Origin of the sequence: Streptomyces sp. ISL-12 (assembly GCF_018614415.1) — a bacterium.
Classification (GTDB): domain Bacteria; phylum Actinomycetota; class Actinomycetes; order Streptomycetales; family Streptomycetaceae; genus Streptomyces.
This window is the reverse complement of record NZ_JAGGOO010000119.1, coordinates 1-16932: the sequence shown is the minus strand read 5'-3', so window position 1 is coordinate 16932 and position 16932 is coordinate 1. Positions and strand designations below refer to the sequence as shown.

Sequence of the window (16932 nt, the reverse complement as noted above, 5' to 3'; positions counted from 1 at the left end):
AGCGGGCACGGGCTCCAGGCCAGGCGCAGGCCCGGGCGCCCGGCCGGGCCCGGCCGCCGACCTGGGCACGGCGACGCGGGCGCCGGCCCGTGACCGCGAGGACCGGGGGCCGTTGCGTGTGCCCGGCCCGGAGGCGCTCGCGCGGGTCGCCGACGCGTTGGCCGGCCCTCTCCCCCGTACCGCCGCCCGCGCCCTCGACGCCACCGCGTCCACGCCCACGGGGACCCCGTGAACACGGCGGCACCCGCGCGACGGCACGCGCGACAGCGCACGCTACGGCACGCACGGAGGCCGGTATGAGTGTCGTCGTGTATGTGGCGGCCCTGGTGTTCGGGCTGTCCTGCGTCGTACTGCTGCGCCGGCCCGCCACCGCCGTGCGCAACCCCACGGTCCTGTCCACCTGCGCCACCATCCTCCTCGGCGCCCTCGTCCTGGTCTGCGCGGCCCCGCTGACGCTGGCCACCGTCAACGACCTCACCGGCGTCCCCAACTTCGGCGCCCCGCTGACCTACGGGATGCTCTCGGCGTACAGCTGCTCGCTGGTGGTGCTGCTGATCCTGTGGCGGGGCGGCCCCGGGGACCGGGTGCGCCGCCTGGTGCTGGGCACGATCGCCGCGTACGCGCTGCTGGTGGCCGCCCTCGTCGTCCTGTTCGTGCTGGCCGACGCGGACACCGAGCGCCTCTCCGACCTGGACACCTACTACGCGAACACGCCGTACCTGCGGGAGATGATCCTGCTCTACCTCGCCGGACACACCGCGGCGACGCTGGCGATGTGCGTGATGTGCCTGAAGTGGGGCCGCGAGGTGACCGGCCTGCTGCGCACCGGGCTGCGGCTGATCATGGTGGGCGTGCTGCTGGACACGATCGGCTTCCAGGCGACCAAGTACACCGCCGTCGTCGCCCGGCTGACCGGGCACGACCTGGACTTCCTGTCCACCTACGTCGCCCCGCCCATGGCCTCGCTCGGCGCGCTGACCTGCTCCGCCGGGTTCGTCCTGCCGCGGCTGCTGCCGAGCGCCGTCGCGCACTGGCGGGGCCTGGGCGACTACCGGCGGCTGGCCCCGCTGGCGGCGCTGCTGCGGTTCGTGCCGACCGCTCCCAAACCGGCCGCCTCCTGGTGGCGCTCCCCGCGCGAGCGCCTCCAGTGGCGGGAGGTGTCCATCCACGACGCCCTGCTGGCGCTCGCCCCGTACTTCGACGACCGGGTGCGGGTCACGGCCCGGGACGCCGCCCTGCGCGCGGGCAGCGACCCGCACCGGGCCCGGCTGGCCGCGGAGGCGGCGATGCTCACCGACGCCGCCCGCCGCGCCGCCGCCCGCGAGGAACCCCTGGACAGCCCGAGCACCTACCGGCTGCGGGCCACGGAGGTCTCCGGCACCGGCGGTCTGGTCGAACTGGCCCAGGCCATGGAACGATCACCCGCCGGCGCGGTGCGCGACGGTACGGTGAGGGCCGCCCACGGCCGCGACCAGGGCTGAACGAGGCCCGAACGAAGGCTGACACCAAGGCCGTTGACCCGGCCGGACCAAGGGAGACCCATGTCGCGTAGAGCTGTCGTCATCGGTGCCGGCCTGGCCGGCATGCTGGCCGCGGCGGCCCTGTCCACCGCCGTCGACGAGGTGGTCGTACTGGAACGCGACGACCTGCCCGACGGTCCGGACCACCGCCGGGGCGTGCCCCAGGGCCGCCACGCGCACCTGCTGATGGCCGGCGGTCTGGCGGCGATGGACGACCTCGTGCCCGGGCTGGACATGCGGGCGCGGCTGCTGGCCGCCGGCGCCCGGGAGATACCCCTGGCCTCGGGCATGCTGGCGCTCAGCCCCGAGGGCTGGCTGCGCCGCTGGCGCCGCGAGGGACCGCACATGATCACGTGCAGCCGCGCCCTGCTGGACTGGGCGGTACGCCGGGCCGTCCTCGACCACACCACCGGCGTCACCGTCCGCAAGGCCGACGTGCGGGGCCCGGCGGGCGACGCGCGGCGGGTGACGGGGGTGCGGATCGCGGCCGGGGACGGGGAGGCGGACCTCGACGCCGACCTGGTGGTGGACGCGAGCGGACGGGGCAGCCGCCTCCCGCACTGGCTGCGCGGGCTCGGTGTCCCGGCGGTGCGCGAGCGGACCGTGGACGCCGGTCTGGTCAACGCCACCCGCGTCTACCGGATGCCCGAGGGCGCCGAGCGGTTCCCGCTGACCATCGTGCAGGCCGACCCGCACGCCGGCCGGCCCGGCCGCAGCGGCATGGTGCTGCCGATCGAGGACGGCCGCTGGATGGTCAGCCTGGCCGGCACCCGGGGCGGCGAACCCCCCGCCGACCCGGACGGCTTCCTCCAGTACACCCTGGACCTGCCCGACCCGATCGTCGGCCGGCTGATCTCGGGAGCGGAGCCCCTCACCGACGTCCACGTCAGCCGCTCCACCAGCAACGTACGGCGCTATGTGGAGCGGGCCCGGCAGTGGCCGGAGCGGTTCGTGGTCCTCGGGGACGCGCTGGCCACGTTCAACCCGGCCTACGGGCAGGGCATGTCGGTGGCCGCGCTCGGCGCGCGGGTGCTCGGCCGCGAGGTGCGGCGCGGCGGCGTGGACGTGCCGGGGCTGGCCCGCCGGGTGCAGCGCGGGGCGGCCCGGCCGGTCGACGCGGCCTGGGCGATGGCGGTCAGCCAGGACGTCCGGTACCCCGAGGCGCGCGGCGGCCGGCCGAACGCCGCCGACCACCTCGTCGCCGCGTACACCCGCCGGCTGACGCGCACGGCGACCGGCTCGTACCCGGCCGCCGCCGCCCTGTGGGACGTGACGAGCCTGCGCACCGGGCCGGGGCGGCTGCTGCGCCCCGACACCCTGCTGGCCACCCTCGGCGGACCGGCGCTGCCGCCCGCCGCCGAGCCGCCGCTGACGCCCGGCGAACGGGAGGTCCTGCGCGGCCTGGACCGCGTCGGAGGCTGACGGCGGCGACGGCCCGCCGGCAGCCCACCGACCGGCCTGTGGACCGGCCCGTGGACCAGGCGTGGACCAGCCCGCCGACCGACCCGTGGACCGACCCGTGGACCGACCCGTGGACCGACCCGTGGACCGACCCGTGGACCGACCCGTGGTCCAGCCCGCCGACCGGACCGTAGACCAGCCCGTAAACCGGCCCATAGACCAGCCCCGCCGACAGCCCGCCGACCGGCCCGCGGACCAGCCCCGCCAACCGGCCCGCGGACCGGCCCGTAGACCAGCCCGCCGACCGACCCGTCACCCCCACCTCACCCCGCGAACGACGGCTGCGCCAGCCCCTTCCCCACCCCCGGTACCACCAGGACCGACCCGGCGAGCGGGTGCGGGGCGGTGAGGCCGGTGCGGGCGGTGGTGACGTACAGGTCGGTGAGGTCGGCGCCGCCGAAGGCGCACGCCGTCACACGCGGCACGGGCAGCTCGACCACCCGGTCCAGCCGCCCGTCCGGCGTGTACCGGCGGACGCCCGCCCCGTCCCAGAGCGCCACCCACACGCAGCCGTCGGCGTCGACGGTGAGCCCGTCCGGGAACCCGGCGCCGTCCTCGACGACGGCCAGCGTCCGCCGGCCGGAGATCCGGCCGCCGTCGTGGTCGAAGACGTCGACGCGGCGGGTCGGCGAGTCGATGTAGTACATCAGCCGCCCGTCGGGGCTCCAGCCGGTGCCGTTGCTGACCGCGACGTCGTCCAGGACGGTGGTGTGCGTGCCGTCGGCGGTGAGCCGGGAGAGCGTGCCGCCGCCCGGTGTCTCGTCGTAGCGCATGGTGCCGGCCCACAGGCTGCCGTCCGGGGCGACGGCGGCGTCGTTGGCGCGGCGGCCCGGGACCGCCTCGCGGTGCGCCATGCGCAGCGAGCCGTCGGGGTCGAGCAGCGCGATGCCGTCCCGGAGGTTGAGGACGAGGCCGCCGCCCGCGCGCGGCTTGGCGGCGCCCACGTGCTGCTCGGTCGTGCGGACGGTACGGCGGCCGGTGGCCGGGTCGTAGGTGTGCACCCGGCAGCCGAGGATGTCCACCCAGATCAGCCGGGCGGCCTCCGCGTCCCAGGTGGGCCCCTCGCCCAGCTCCGCTTCCGCCCGTACCGCCACGTCGATGGTCGTCATGCCGCGCTCCGGTATCCGAGGTGTTCCGACAGGTCAGCCGCGCCCTTGGCGGCGAGTTGTTCCAGTTCCGCGCGGCGCTCGTCGCTCCAGCGGATCATGGGGACGGAGATGGACAGCGCCGCCACGACCCGGCCGGTGCGGTCGCGGACCGGGGCGGCCACGCAGCTGACGTCCGGGTTGGACTCGCGGCTCTCCACCGCTATGCCCCGCTCCCGGATCTCCGCCAGGGCCTCGCGCAGGGCGGCCGGGTCGGTGATGCTGTTCGGCGTCATCCCGGTCAGCTCGGCACCGTCCGGCAGACGGGCCGCCAGCTCGTGCGCGGGCAGGGACGCCAGCAGCATCTTGCCGACGGAGGTGCAGTGGGCGGGCAGCCGCCGCCCGGCCGCCGACACCATCCGCACGGCGTGCGTGGAGTCCACCTTGGCGATGTAGATGACGTCGGTGTCCTCCAGGATCGCCACGTGCACCGTCTCGTCGCAGGTCTCGGCGACGGTCCGGGCGACCTGCTGCCCCTCGGCGGCGAGGTCGAGGTGCTCGGCGTAGCGCGCCCCGAGCTGGTAGGGACGTACGCCGAGCCGGTACCGTCCGGGCTGCCCGGACACGGGGACGATGTACTTGCGGGCGGCGAGCGTGGTGACCAGCTCGTGCACGGTGGTGCGCGGCAGCTGGAGCCGGCGCACGATGTCGGGGGCGGAGAGTGTGCCGTCCCCGTCGAGGAAGAGCTCAAGGATGTCGAGAGCCCTGGTCACGGCTGGTACGAGACGTCCCATGTACGGCTCCCCCTCTCTCAGCGTTCGATATTTCAACAGGCGATCGGAATCGCGAACAAAGGCTAACCACACGCCTTCCGTGCGGGCAACGGTCCTGCGACGCGGTGCGACACGATGACTCCATGCCGTCCGCACCGCGTCCCTTCACCCCCGTCGACTTCCACCTGGTCCTGCTGCGCCGCATGGCCGACCACAACCCCGGCCTGGTGGACGACGCCCGCCGCGCGCTCGGCGCCTCGCTCACGGAGATGCGGGAGGCCAACAAGCGCTGGCAGGCGATGCTCCGTTCCCCCCGTTCCCGCTCGGCCGCCTCACGCTACCGTTCGGTCCTCGGCCCCCCGGAGTCGACGTTCCCCCGCCGCGTCGGCGACCTCGACTGCGAGGCCCGCCTGTGGCCCCTCCCCCTCTGGCCGGACCTGCGCTTCGAGGTCCTGGTGGGGGCGGACGGCGCGGTGTGGAACGCGTGGCTGGTCCGCGCCCCCTCCGCCCAGGGCCCCGCCCTGCGCACCCTCGCCGACCTGACCCCCTGGTCCTGCACGGTCGACGAGGCGGCCCGCGCCTTCGCCCCCGCCCGGCCCCTCCAGGGCTCGGCCCCCACACGCTGGGGCCTCGCCTTCACCGCCCCGGACCCGGACGGCACCCCGCGCGACGTCGTCGCCGAGTTCACCTGGGGCCTGCTGCAACGCACGGCGGTCAGTGACCGCCCGCGGCCTTGAGCACCGCCGCGACCACCCGCTCCAGGGACCCCGGGTGCAGCCACAGGAAGAGGTTGGGCTCGACCAGCTCCAGTTCCATCACCCGCGGCCGCCCGTCCTCCCCGTCGACGAGGTCCACGCGCGCGTACAGCAACTCCTCCCCGCCCGGCACGTTGGCCAGCGCCCGCCGCGCGACCGCCGCCTCCTCCAGCGACGGCGTCCACGGCTCCAGGCCCGGATGGGCGACCTTGCGCTCGTCGAACGGCGTCCCGGGCGCGAGCACCGCCCCCTTGCGGCTGACGTGCAGCAACTCCCCGCCGAAGTACTGGAACGCCCGCTCCCCGCCGGTGTCCACACCCCGCTGGTACGGCTGCACCATCGCCGTCAGCCCCTCGGCGTGCATCCGCTCCAGATGCCCTACGGCGGTGGCGTGCTCGCCGGGTGTGTAGCGGGCGGCGTACCGGGCCCCGGCGCCGGAGGCCGGCTTGATCACGTACTCGTGGTCGTCGGGGAGGTCGGCGGGGTCGCCGGGGGCGAGGTACCGGGTGGGGACGACCGCGACACCGGCGTCCGCGAGGTCCCCGAGGTACCGCTTGTCGGCGTTCCACCGCACGATCCCGGCGGGGTTGGCCAGCCGCGGCACCCTCTCCGCCCAAGCGACGAACTCCTCCGCCCGCCAGCTGTAGTCCCAGGTCGACCGTATGAGCACGAGGTCGAACCGGTCCCAGTCGACGCCGGGGTCGTCCCACACGGCGACGGACACGTCGGCCCCGGCCTGTCGCAACGCGCTCTCCAGCACCGGCAGATCACGGTCGACACCGACCTGCGGCCCGGGACGGCAGGTGACGAGTGCGATACGGGACACGGGCGGGCTCCAACCTCGTAGGACGGTCTGACCGCCGGGCAGGCTAGCAACCCCCTCGGAACGGATGGCACGTCGGCTCCGGGGAGACGGGCTCAGCCCTCCCCTGGACTCTCACCCTCCGGCTCCCAGTCCAGCAGCCGGACCTTCGCCACCGTACGGACGTGGCGGCGCATGGCGGTGGCCGCCCGGCGGGGGTCGCCCGCGGTGATCGCGTCCAGGATGGCGTGGTGCTGGGCGAGGGAGCGGGCCGGGCGGGCGGGCTGGCGCAGGGACTCCGTGCGGCTCTCGGCGATCTGCGGGGCGATGGAGCGCATGAACTCCGCGAGCAGGCCGCTGTGCGCCGCCGCCGTCACCGCCGCGTGGAACAGGCGGTCGCCCTCGACGCCGTGCCCGCCCGCCGCGATCTCCTCGGCCATGACCTCCAGCGCGGACCGCATCGCCGTGAGGTCGGCGTCCGTGCGGCGCTCGGCGGCCAGTTCGGCGAGTTTGGTCTCCAGGGCCTCGCGGGCCTCCAGGACGTCCGGCAGCCGCCGGCGGCGCTCCACCATCTCCTCGACCGGTTCGACGTCGAGGCTGTCCCGGACGAGGTACGTGCCGCCGCCGTGCCGCACCTCCACCAGGCCCTGGACCTCCAGGACCACGATGGCCTGCTTCACCGAGGCCCGGCTGACCCCGAGCCGCTGGGCGAGGTCCCGTTCGGGCGGGAGGCGGTCGCCGGCGCGCAGGCCGCCCTCGGCGACGTACTGCCGCAGCCGCTGGAGCACCTGCTCGTACAGGCGCTGCCGGGGCATCGGGCGCAAGGCGTCGGTCACGGTCCCCCCCTCCCGACGGGAGGTTAACACCCTGGCGAAGTGGTCGAGTGGCTGAGCCAATTCGTGCGCGACCCCTTGACGGTGTCCGGCGGCGGGCCCACGCTGAGCCCGCATGTCCCCCGAACTCGTCTCGATCCTCGTGCTCGTCGTGGTGTTCACCGTCGCCACCACGCGTTCCGTCAACATGGGCGCCCTCGCCTTCGCCGCCGCCTTCGGGGTCGGCACCCTCGTCGCGGACCTCGACGCGGACGGCATCTTCGCCGGGTTCCCCGGTGATCTCTTCGTCGTCCTGGTCGGTGTCACGTACCTGTTCGCCATCGCGCGGGCCAACGGCACCACCGACTGGCTGGTGCACGCCGCGGTGCGGCTGGTGCGGGGGCGGGTGGCGCTGATCCCGTGGGTGATGTTCGCGCTCACCGGGGCGCTCACCGCGATCGGCGCGGTCAGTCCGGCGGCCGTCGCGATCGTCGCGCCGGTCGCGCTCAGCTTCGCCACCCGGTACCGGATCAGCCCGCTGCTGATGGGCACGATGGTCGTGCACGGCGCCCAGGCCGGCGGTTTCTCACCGATCAGCATCTACGGGTCGATCGTCAACGGGATCGTCGAGCGGGAGAAGCTGCCGGGAAGCGAGATCGGGCTGTTCCTCGCGTCGCTGCTCGCCAACCTCGTCATCGCCGGCGTGGTGTTCGCGCTGTTCGGGGGGCGGAAGCTGTGGGCGCGGGGGGCCGCCGACGGCCCGGTGGCGGACGCCGACGAGGACGGGCCGGTACGGCTCTCCCCCGCCCGGGTCGCCACCCTCGCCGCCCTGGCCGCCCTCGTCGTCGCCGTCCTCGGCTTCGACCTGGACGCGGGGCTGACCGCCGTCACGCTGGCCGTGCTGCTCAGCACCGTCTGGCCGGACGACAGCCGCCGCGCGGTGACCGAGATCGCCTGGTCCACGGTGCTGCTGATCTGCGGTGTGCTGACCTACGTCGGTGTCCTCCAGGAGATGGGCACCATCACCTGGGCCGGCGAGGGCGTCGGCTCCATCGGCGTACCGCTGCTGGCCGCCCTGCTGCTCTGCTACATCGGCGCGCTGGTGTCGGCGTTCGCCTCCTCGGTGGGGATCATGGGGGCGCTGATCCCGCTGGCCGTGCCGTTCCTCGCGCAGGGCGAGATCGGAGCGGTCGGCATGGTCGCGGCGCTGGCGGTGTCGGCGACGGTGGTGGACGTCAGCCCGTTCTCCACCAACGGGGCGCTGGTGCTGGCGGCGGCACCGGATGTCGACCGTGATCGTTTCTTCCGGCAGCTGATGGTGTACGGAGGAGTCGTGGTGGCGGTGGTGCCGGCCCTGGCGTGGCTGGTGCTGGTCGTGCCCAACTCGTAAGCGCTCGTATGCGCTCGTAAGCGGAGCAAAGGAGCAGTACTCGTGTCCTCACTCTTCCCGGCCCTCACCGGCGCCCCCGCCGACCGGCCCGCCCTGCGGTTCGGCGCACGCTCCCTGACCTACGCGGAACTGGCCGCCGCGGCCGGTGCCACGGCTCAGCGGCTCGGCGGGGCCGGCCGGGTGGCCGTCTGGGCGACCCCGTCGCTGGAGACCGCCGTCGCCGTGGTCGCCGCGCTGCTGGCCGGCGTGCCCGCCGTACCGCTCAACCCGAAGTCGGGCGAGAAGGAGCTGCGGCACATCCTCTCCGACAGCGCGCCGTCGCTGGTCCTGGCCGCCCCCGGCGACGGACTCCCGGCGCCGCTCGCCGCCCTGTCCCGCGTCGACGTCGACGTGGACGCCCGGGGGCCGGTGCCGGCGCAGGACGCCGAGGACGGCGACCCGGCGCTGGTCGTCTACACCTCCGGCACCACCGGGCCGCCCAAGGGCGCCGTCCTGTCCCGCCGGGCCGTCGCCACCACCCTCGACGCGCTCGCCGACGCCTGGGGCTGGACGGGGGACGACGTCCTGGTGCACGGGCTGCCGCTGTTCCATGTGCACGGGCTGGTCCTCGGCACCCTCGGGCCCATCCGGCGCGGCGGGTCGGTACGGCACCTGGGGCGGTTCTCCACCGAGGGCGTGGCGCGCGAGCTGAACGACGGCGCCACCATGCTCTTCGGCGTGCCGACCATGTACCACCGCATCGCGGAGGCGCTGCCCGCCGAACCCGAACTGGTCAAGGCGCTGACCGGGGCCCGGCTGCTGGTCTCCGGCTCCGCCGCGCTGCCCGTCCACGACCACGAGCGGATCGCCGCCGCCACCGGACGCCGGGTCGTCGAGCGGTACGGGATGACCGAGACGCTGATGAACACCAGCGTCCGCGCCGACGGCGAGGCCCGCGCCGGGACGGTGGGCGTGCCGCTGCCGGGGGTGGAGCTGCGGCTCGTGGAGGAGGACGGGTCGGAGGTCACGGCGTACGACGGGGAGACCGTCGGCGAGATCCAGGTGCGCGGGCCCAACCTGTTCACCGAGTACCTCAACCGCCCCGACGCCACCGCCGCCGCCTTCACCGCCGACGGATACTTCCGCACCGGCGACATGGCGGTCCGCGACCCCGACGGCTATGTCCGCATCGTCGGCCGCAAGGCCACCGACCTCATCAAGAGCGGCGGGTACAAGATCGGCGCCGGGGAGATCGAGAACGCGCTCCTGGAACACCCGGCGGTGAAGGAGGCGGCCGTCACCGGCGAACCGGACGCCGACCTCGGCGAGCGGATCGTGGCGTGGGTGGTGCCCGCCGACCCGCAGGCCCCGCCCGCGCTGGCGGAACTGGCCGATCACGTCGCCGCCCGCCTCGCTCCGCACAAGCGGCCCCGGGTCCTGCGCCACCTCGACGCCCTGCCCCGCAACGACATGGGGAAGATCATGAAGCGGTCGCTGAGCCATGACTGAGCGGCTCCCCGCCCGCCGCCTGCTCGCCCGGCTCACCGACGACTTCACCGAACTCCCGTATCCGGAAAGGGAGTACGGACCCGACGGTCCCCTCGGCTGGCCGGGCTACGACGCCTCCCGCGCCCGTGCCGCCGAGCGGACCGGCGAGTCGGAGTCCGTCGTCTGCGGCACCGGGCGGATCGAGGGCACCGAGGCCGTGCTGATCGCCTTCGAGTTCGGCTTCCTCGGCGGCTCGCTGGGACAGCGCACCGGGGACCGGCTGGAGGCGGCGTACACCTGTGCCCGCGCCCACCGGCTGCCGGTCGTCCCGCTGGTCGCCACCGGCGGCAGCCGGATGCAGGAGGGCATGCTGGCGCTCACCCAGCTCCAGCGGGTGGCCCGGCAGTCGGCGCTGACCAGGGAGGCCGGGCTGGCGCAGATCGCCGTCCTGCGCGACCCCACCGCCGGGGGCGGCTGGGCGACCCTCGGGGCCGCTGCCGACGTGGTGCTGGCGCTGCCCGGCGCGCAGGTCGGCTTCGCCGGGTCCCGGGTCCGGCCGCCGGACGCCGACCCGGCGGCGTACACCGCCGAGGCGCAGGTCGCGGCGGGCTCGGCGGACGCCGTCGTACCACCCGGCGAGCTGCGCCGGACGCTGGGCCACTGGCTGCGGCTGCTCACCCGTCCCTCCACCGAACCGGCCCCCGTCCCCGCCCCGCTCGGCGCGACCGCGCCGCCGGACAGCGGCCGGGAGGCGGTGCGCCGGGCGCGCGCGCCGGAGCGTCCGCGCGCCCGTGCCTACCTGGACGCCTACTTCACCGACCGCGCCGAGATCAGCGGCGACCGCTGCGGCGGCACCGACCCGGAGGGCATCCTGTGCGGCTTCGGCACCCGGGCCGGACGGACCGTCGCGTACGCCGCCCAGACCGGGACCGCGACCCGCCCCGCCGGGTACCGCACCGCCGCCCGGCTGATCCGGCTCGCGGACCGGCTCGGCATCCCGGTGCTGACGCTGGTGGACACCCCGGGCGCCGCCAACGACGCCGAGGCCGAACGGCAGGGGGCGGGGCCGGCCATCGCCGAACTGTTCGGCGCGGTGGCCGTCGCCCGTACGCCCGTCACCACGCTGCTCATCGGCGAGGGCGGCTCGGGCGGGGCGCTGGCGCTGGCGGCACCGGGGCGGACCTGGGCCACCCCGGACAGCTACTTCTCGGTCATCGGACCGGAGGCGGCGGCGTCGATCCTGAAGCGGCCGCCGGAGCGAGCGGACGAGACCGCCGACCAACTGCGCCTGCGCCCGCAGGACTTGGCGCACCTTGGCGTGATCCGAACAAGCGAGCAGGTGTTCCCTGGAACAGGTGATCGTCGCTCATGAGCGCGCCTGCGGCCGGTGAGACCGACGAGACTGACGGTGCGCAAGCGACGGGCTGCAGACCGTGGTCGGCGTAGGTCCCACATCGCAGTAATCACGCAAGGAGCAGTACTCACATGAACGTTCTCACCGACATCCTCGCCGGCCTCGTCCACTTCGTGGGCTGGCTGGTCTGAGGTACGTACGGCAGAACAGCGGCGGCGCCGTCTCCCCGTCCCAGGGAGGCGGCGCCGTCCGCGTGTTCCCTAACGGACGCCCACCGCCCGGACGATCTCCTGCGTCACCGAGCCGCCCCGGTCGTCCCACGCCGAGGCGCGCAGCGAGACGGAGGCCGCGTCGCGGGGCACGTTCAGCGTGCCCTGCCAGGTCGCGCCCTTGCCGCCGGTCAGCCGGACGGACGTCCAGGTCGTCCCGTCGTCGTAGGAGACGTCGAGCTTCCCGCCGCCGAGGGTCCCGGTGTCCGGCGCCCCCGCCACGTACTCCGCGCCCAGCCCGATGCCGAGCCGGTGGCCGGCGCGCACCGTGCCCGCGAGGTCGGTGCCGACGTCGAAGGAGAGGTTGATCAGCGGGAGGTAGGTGTACCGGTCCTCCGGGGTCGCCGACGACCGGAAGGTCCACTCGGCGTGACCCGTCGCCCCGGTCCCCCAGCGCTCCGCGTCCAGCGCGGTGTCGGTCACGAGCCGGTACGTGTGCTCGTCGGCCGGCGCGTCCTGGACGTAGGCGGTCGACCCGTTCATCCGGTCGACGAGTTCCCCGTCCTGGTACACCGCCGTGGTCTGGGACAGGCCGCTCTCCGCGCCGTACACGTCACCGAACCCGGTGTGGTCCGGCCCCGAGTCGCCCCAGCCGGGCGCGTTGAACCGCATCCGGTCGCCCGCGCGCTGCTGCCCCCAGCCGAGGCCGGTGCCGAGGTAGGGGTGCCAGACCGGCTTGAACCAGTTCAGCGTGGGGCGCGATCCGCCCTCGTAGGAGACCAGTCCGCCGCGCTGCTCCAGCGCGCCGCCCGCCGAGTCCACCGACTCGTGCCAGAGCTGGCCGGGGCCGGTGGAGACGTACTCGGTGCGCTCGGCGGGGAACCCGATCCGCTCCTTGAAGCCGAGGCCGAGGGGGAAGGTGTCGGTGAGCGAGTAGCGGAACTCGCCGCCGGTGGACGGCCCGGCGCCGTGGTACCGGACGTTCAGGACGGCCAAGTCCCGTTTGCCGGGGCGGTAGGTGAGGTCCCGGTCGGGGATCGCGCCGGGATGGCCTTCGGACAGGTCGTACGTGTACGGCGTGTCGCGCGTGCCGGTCATGTCGACGCGGCCCGCCTGCCGCAGCCGGGCCGCGTCGGCGGCGTTCACGGTGGCGATGGTCAGCGGGCGGTCGGCGTTGTCCTCCGTGCCCCACCAGGCCGACAGCCGGCCGGGCTTGTCGTCGGTCACGAACAGCGCCCGCGCGCCCGCGTCCTGAGCCGCCCGGGCGAGGGCGGCCGGGTCGGTGCCGTCGGTGAGCCGGGCGAGGACCGCCTTGCCCTCCGCCCCGGTGACCGGCCCGTCGCCCACGTCGACCAGCGGCAGCCGGGTGCGGCCCTCGGCCAGGGTCCCGCCGGACTGGACGGTGGCCTCCCCGACGCCCTTGACGGTGAGGAGCGGCTTGCCCAGCCGCCACACCGTCCGGTACTCGAAGCCGCCCTCGGTGACCTCGCGGCCGGTGGGCGCCGCGAAGACGCTGTCGTACGTCACCGGCACCTGGACCGCGCCGAACAGGTCGGCGCCGTGCGCGCTGCGGTCGTACTCCATGAGGAGCTGCCGGGTCTCGGTGCGCCGGTCCACGTCCGCGCGGATCTCGCGGAGCGTGCGCCCGTCGAGGGTGATCTCGCGGTCCCGGTCGACGACCACCTCGGGGGCGGCGAGGAAGCCGAGGCCGAGGGAGTCGGCGCCGTGACTGCCGCGCACGTCGAGGAAGGTGGAGAGGCTGTACGTGCCCGGCGCCAGGCGCAGTTCGAGGGTGCCGGAGTCACCGACGTACGCCGGGACCGGGTCGACGCCCTCGGCCAGCCGCTGCACGGTCAGGTCGGCGGCGGTGGCCGCGCCCGTACGGTCCTTGACGTGGACGGTGAGCGTGTACCGCTCCTCCTCCTTGACCAGGCCGAACGCGGTGTGCGCGACGGTCTTCCCGGCCGCGCCGGCCGCCACGATCCGGCCGCTGGTGGCGCCGACGGGCGCGTCGGTGCCGTCGCCGGTCACGGTGGTGGACGCGGTGCCGTGGGCGGGGACGGTGAGGGCGGTGTCGGCGAGGGTGACGACGCCCTCGGGGGCGCCGTGCACCGAGAGCTTCAACTCCACGTCCGTGTCCGAGGAGTTGGAGTAGGTCACGGTCCGGGTGACCGGCTCGTTCTCCTCGTACGGCCAGGAGTGGAAGCCGAGGTCGGCGCTTCCGGTGGCGGTGACGTCCGCGCCGATCGCGTCCGGCACGCTGACCCGGCCCGCGCCGAGTCGGTAGGCGGAGGCGTCGAGTTGCTTCGACGTCGACATCAGCGCGTCCTTCAGCCGTGCGCCGGTCCAGTCCGGGTGCTCCTCGGCGAGCAGGGCGGCCACCCCGGCGACGTGCGGGGTCGCCATCGACGTACCGTCCATGGCGGTGTAGGCGCCGGTGCCCTCGGTGAGGGTGGAGCGGGCGGCGAGGATGCCGACGCCGGGGGCGGACAGGTCGGGCTTGAGGGCGTTGTCGCCGAAGCGGGGGCCGGCGCTGGTGAACCAGGCCGCCGCGTCGGCGGAGTCCACGGCGCCGACGGTCAGCGCGGCGTCGGCGGCGCCCGGCGAGCCGATGGAGGACGGGGAGCCGGTGTTGCCGGCGGCGATCACGAAGAGCGCGCCGGTCTCGGCGGACAGGGTGTCGACGGCCCGCGCCATCGGGTCGGTGCCGTCGCTGGGCTCGGTGGAGCCCAGCGACATCGAGATGACGTCCGCCTTCACGTCCCGCGCGGCCCACTCCATGCCGGCGATGATCTGCGACTCGCTGCCCGAGCCCTGGTCGCCGAGGACCTTGCCGACGGCGAGCGTGGCGCCGGGCGCGACCCCCTTCTCCCTGCCGTCGGAGGCGGCGCCGCTGCCGCCGACCGTGGAGGTGACGTGGGTGCCGTGGCCGTGCCGGTCGGCGACCTCCTCGCCCTCGACGAAGCTGCGGGCGGCCGCTATCCGGCCGCTCAGGTCCGGGTGGTCCGCGTCCACGCCGCTGTCCAGGACGGCGACGGTGACGCCCTTGCCGGTCAGGCCCGCGTCCCAGGCCGCCGGGGTGCCGATCTGGGCGTTGCTTTCGGCCATCTCCGCGCTGACCCGGCCGTCGAGCCAGACGCCGTCGACGTCCCCGCTGTGCCGGGTGAAGTCCCGCCAGAAGGCCCGGCCCTTGTCCGCCTCGACGGCCGCGCCGCGCACACTGGGCAGCGCCCGCGTCCGCTCGGTGCCGCGCGGCGTGACGACCGGCGCGCCCTTCTCGTAGGTGACGATCAGCGGCAGTTCGCCGGAGTCGGTGTCGCCGAGCCCCTGGCGCAGCAACCCGGTGACGTCGAAGAGCCGTTCGTCGAGCGTGCCGGCCCGCAGGTAGGGCAGGACCTCGTCCGGTACGACGGTGACGGAGCCGTTCGCGTTCTGGGTGCGTACGGCGCCGGTGGCGCCCTTCGGCCGGTCGACCGTGACCGTCTTCTTCCCGCCCCCGGCCTCGGTGACGGTGACGCGGTCGCCGGTGATCAGGGTGACGGTCCGGGCGTCCGCGCGCGCGGCGGGCTCCGGGGCCGTCACGGTCGCGGTCGCGGCGGTCGCCGCCGACGCCGCCGGGCCGGCCGGCAGCAGCGCGCACACCAGTCCGACGGCCGCCAGGGCCGGGCCGGAACCCCCGCGCCTCATGCGTCTCACGCGTCTCGCGCCTCTCGTGATCATCCACGCCCCTCTCCCTGAAGTCGTTCCGGACGAGTCTCACGGCCCGTGCGTCACAGGGGAGTTGCCCGGACCTGGCGGATGCGCGCAGTGGCGGTTTTCCGCCAGCGCCCCGGTGAACGACCGGCATAACAGAGGACACCAGCAAGCACGGTCCGTCACAATGAGGTCCGTCCGCGTGAGGAAGACGCGCGGAAGAACGGCACAACGGGGAGCGGACGGCACCATGGACGGACTGCTGGAGTTCAAGACCGAGGACGGTGCCCAGGTGGTGGTGGAGGCCGTCGACGAGGAGACCGGCGCCCGCCTGGTCTCCCGTGGTGACGGCCCGGCGCAGGCGGCGCGCACCTTCGAGAGCGCGCTGGAGGGCGTGCGCGCGGCGGCCTCCTCCGCGCTGCGGGTCTTCCGGGACGGCAGCCTCAGACCCGACTCGGTGGAGCTGGAGTTCGGGGTGCGGCTGAGCGCGGAGGCCGGCGCGGTCATCGCCAAGGGCACCGCGGAAGGCCACTTGGTGGTGAAGCTGCACTGGTCACCGGGGGCGTCGGCCCCCACGGCACCGGCGGACGGGGAGGCCGCCGCCGGATCGTGACCGGCGGTACGGCCGCCTGGCACGCCCGGATCAGATGCGGCCGGGAGGTCGGCGCGGGGTTCCTCGTCACCGAACGCCTGCTGCTCACCTGCGCCCACGTCGTCGTAGGGCACGACACCGAGCCGGTCACGGTGTCCTTCCCGGGCCACCGTGGCCTGGGCGACCTGACCGCCCGCGTCGTCGACCGGGGACCCTGGCGGGAGGACTCCGACGACCGCGGCGACCTGGTGGTCCTCGAACTGGCGCGGAAGGTGTCCGTGCGCCCCGCCGTGTTCGCCCCGCCCGGCGCGGCGCACCGCGCCCCCGAACTGGTCGCCTACGGCTTCCCGTCCCGGCTGGACGACGGTGTGCTCGCCACCTACCGGGCCGTGCCCGGGCCGCTCATCGCGGACGAGTGGATGCAGTTGGAGGCGCTCACGGCGCACGGGCAGACGCTGGTGGGCGGGTTCAGCGGGGCGGCGGTCACGCTCCGCGACCACTCGGTCGTCGGCATGGTCGTCTCCACCACGGGCTCGCACGTCGGCAGGATGCTGCCCGTCGAGGTCATGGCCCGCTACTGGAAGGGGCTCGGCGACCTGATGCCGGCGCCCCGTCCCGGGCCGGACGCGGGGCGGCTGGAGACGCTGCTGCGGCGCGCCGAGCGGGTCCGCCCGGACTGCGACCCGAACCGGCTGTACGCCTCCGCCGTGGACCTCTTCGCCCCGCAGCCCGAGCGGCCGTTCACCTCGCTGCGCCAGGCCGCCGAGTACGTACGGTCCGAGGTCCCGGACCTGGCCGCCGAGGACCGGTTCGCCGACGGACTCCAGCGGGTCCTGGACGAGTGGACGGCCGACCACCCGCGCAGCGCACCCGGCCCCCGGGGCGCGGCCCCGACCGCCGGCCACCGGTTCACGGACGACCAGTACCCCGGCCACCGGTTCACGGACGACCAGTACCCCGGCCACCGGTTCACGGACGACCAGTACCCCGGCCACCGGTCCGCGGACGACCAGTACCCC

At 75.0% G+C, this 16932-nt stretch carries 14 protein-coding genes and 1 pseudogene; 10 read left to right on the top strand and 5 right to left on the bottom strand.

All coding sequences use genetic code 11. The features are described from left to right. The 4 genes and pseudogenes from J7I94_RS29415 to J7I94_RS39070 all read left to right on the top strand — a co-directional run. Positions 1–232 (top strand): annotated as a pseudogene (locus tag J7I94_RS29415) (DUF445 domain-containing protein); the annotation flags it as partial. Positions 233–296: 64 nt separating this feature from the next. Further along, complete coding sequence (locus tag J7I94_RS29410) at positions 297–1481, top strand: MAB_1171c family putative transporter (RefSeq protein ID WP_215171875.1); 1185 nt, start codon at positions 297–299, stop codon at positions 1479–1481. A gap of 60 nt (positions 1482–1541) precedes the next feature. After that, positions 1542–2942, top strand: coding sequence for an NAD(P)/FAD-dependent oxidoreductase (locus tag J7I94_RS29405; RefSeq protein WP_215171873.1), 1401 nt, complete (start codon positions 1542–1544; stop codon positions 2940–2942). A 38-nt stretch (positions 2943–2980) separates the two neighbouring features. Next, positions 2981–3115 (top strand): hypothetical protein, encoded by a 135-nt coding sequence (locus J7I94_RS39070; RefSeq protein WP_285442747.1) that lies wholly within the window; start codon positions 2981–2983, stop codon positions 3113–3115. A 129-nt stretch (positions 3116–3244) separates the two neighbouring features. Here the strand turns inward: J7I94_RS39070 and J7I94_RS29400 are convergent, their stop codons facing one another. Further along, the gene (locus J7I94_RS29400; protein WP_215171871.1) at positions 3245–4090 is read right to left on the bottom strand and encodes an SMP-30/gluconolactonase/LRE family protein; all 846 of its coding nucleotides are present in this window, start codon (positions 4088–4090) and stop codon (positions 3245–3247) included. Further along, on the bottom strand, positions 4087–4860 hold the full coding sequence (locus J7I94_RS29395) for an IclR family transcriptional regulator (RefSeq protein WP_215171869.1): 774 nt from the start codon (positions 4858–4860) through the stop codon (positions 4087–4089). The genes J7I94_RS29400 and J7I94_RS29395 overlap by 4 nt, the downstream gene beginning before the upstream one ends. A 122-nt stretch (positions 4861–4982) precedes the next feature. On the opposite strand from J7I94_RS29395, the gene J7I94_RS29390 reads away from it, so the two are divergent. Next, on the top strand, positions 4983–5576 hold the full coding sequence (locus tag J7I94_RS29390; protein WP_215171867.1) for a hypothetical protein: 594 nt from the start codon (positions 4983–4985) through the stop codon (positions 5574–5576). Here J7I94_RS29390 and J7I94_RS29385 read toward each other — a convergent pair. Both J7I94_RS29385 and J7I94_RS29380 read right to left on the bottom strand, forming a co-directional pair. Further along, positions 5554–6420: a RimK family alpha-L-glutamate ligase gene (locus tag J7I94_RS29385; RefSeq protein WP_215171865.1), complete on the bottom strand. Its 867-nt coding sequence runs from the start codon at positions 6418–6420 to the stop codon at positions 5554–5556. The genes J7I94_RS29390 and J7I94_RS29385 overlap by 23 nt on opposite strands. A gap of 92 nt (positions 6421–6512) precedes the next feature. Continuing rightward, positions 6513–7232 carry a FadR/GntR family transcriptional regulator gene (locus J7I94_RS29380; RefSeq protein ID WP_215171863.1) on the bottom strand — a complete coding sequence of 240 codons (720 nt, stop codon included), beginning with the start codon at positions 7230–7232 and terminating at the stop codon, positions 6513–6515. 112 nt (positions 7233–7344) lie between these two features. Between J7I94_RS29380 and J7I94_RS29375 the strand changes: the two genes are divergently transcribed. The 3 genes from J7I94_RS29375 to J7I94_RS29365 are packed head-to-tail and all read left to right on the top strand — an operon-like array spanning position 7345 to position 11437. Beyond that, a complete protein-coding gene (locus J7I94_RS29375; protein WP_215171861.1) occupies positions 7345–8598 on the top strand; it encodes an SLC13 family permease in 1254 nt (417 codons plus the stop codon). 42 nt (positions 8599–8640) lie between these two features. Beyond that, positions 8641–10086, top strand: a complete 1446-nt coding sequence (locus J7I94_RS29370; protein WP_215171859.1) for an acyl-CoA synthetase — start codon at positions 8641–8643, stop codon at positions 10084–10086. Then, positions 10079–11437, top strand: a complete 1359-nt coding sequence (locus J7I94_RS29365) for a carboxyl transferase domain-containing protein (protein WP_215171858.1) — start codon at positions 10079–10081, stop codon at positions 11435–11437. Before J7I94_RS29370 ends, J7I94_RS29365 begins: the two co-directional genes overlap by 8 nt. A 242-nt stretch (positions 11438–11679) precedes the next feature. On the opposite strand, the gene J7I94_RS29360 is transcribed toward J7I94_RS29365, so the two are convergent. Continuing rightward, on the bottom strand, positions 11680–15315 hold the full coding sequence (locus tag J7I94_RS29360) for a S8 family serine peptidase (protein WP_215171877.1): 3636 nt from the start codon (positions 15313–15315) through the stop codon (positions 11680–11682). A gap of 256 nt (positions 15316–15571) precedes the next feature. On the opposite strand from J7I94_RS29360, the gene J7I94_RS29355 reads away from it, so the two are divergent. Further along, positions 15572–15934, top strand: a complete 363-nt coding sequence (locus J7I94_RS29355; RefSeq protein WP_215171856.1) for a CU044_2847 family protein — start codon at positions 15572–15574, stop codon at positions 15932–15934. Next, the coding region (locus J7I94_RS29350) for a serine protease (RefSeq protein WP_215171854.1) at positions 15931–16932 on the top strand (1002 nt) is incomplete at its 3' end. The genes J7I94_RS29355 and J7I94_RS29350, both read left to right, overlap by 4 nt.

What these genes read in the sequence shown, in the direction of transcription:
- J7I94_RS29355 (WP_215171856.1), top strand. Translation starts at nt 15,572, where the DNA reads ATGGACGGACTGCTGGAGTTCAAGACCGAGGACGGTGCCCAGGTGGTG.
- J7I94_RS29360 (WP_215171877.1), bottom strand. Translation starts at nt 15,315, where the DNA reads ATGAGGCGCGGGGGTTCCGGCCCGGCCCTGGCGGCCGTCGGACTGGTG.
- J7I94_RS29390 (WP_215171867.1), top strand. Translation starts at nt 4,983, where the DNA reads ATGCCGTCCGCACCGCGTCCCTTCACCCCCGTCGACTTCCACCTGGTC.
- J7I94_RS29400 (WP_215171871.1), bottom strand. Translation starts at nt 4,090, where the DNA reads ATGACGACCATCGACGTGGCGGTACGGGCGGAAGCGGAGCTGGGCGAG.
- J7I94_RS29395 (WP_215171869.1), bottom strand. Translation starts at nt 4,860, where the DNA reads ATGGGACGTCTCGTACCAGCCGTGACCAGGGCTCTCGACATCCTTGAG.
- J7I94_RS29405 (WP_215171873.1), top strand. Translation starts at nt 1,542, where the DNA reads ATGTCGCGTAGAGCTGTCGTCATCGGTGCCGGCCTGGCCGGCATGCTG.
- J7I94_RS29375 (WP_215171861.1), top strand. Translation starts at nt 7,345, where the DNA reads ATGTCCCCCGAACTCGTCTCGATCCTCGTGCTCGTCGTGGTGTTCACC.
- J7I94_RS29365 (WP_215171858.1), top strand. Translation starts at nt 10,079, where the DNA reads ATGACTGAGCGGCTCCCCGCCCGCCGCCTGCTCGCCCGGCTCACCGAC.
- J7I94_RS29410 (WP_215171875.1), top strand. Translation starts at nt 297, where the DNA reads ATGAGTGTCGTCGTGTATGTGGCGGCCCTGGTGTTCGGGCTGTCCTGC.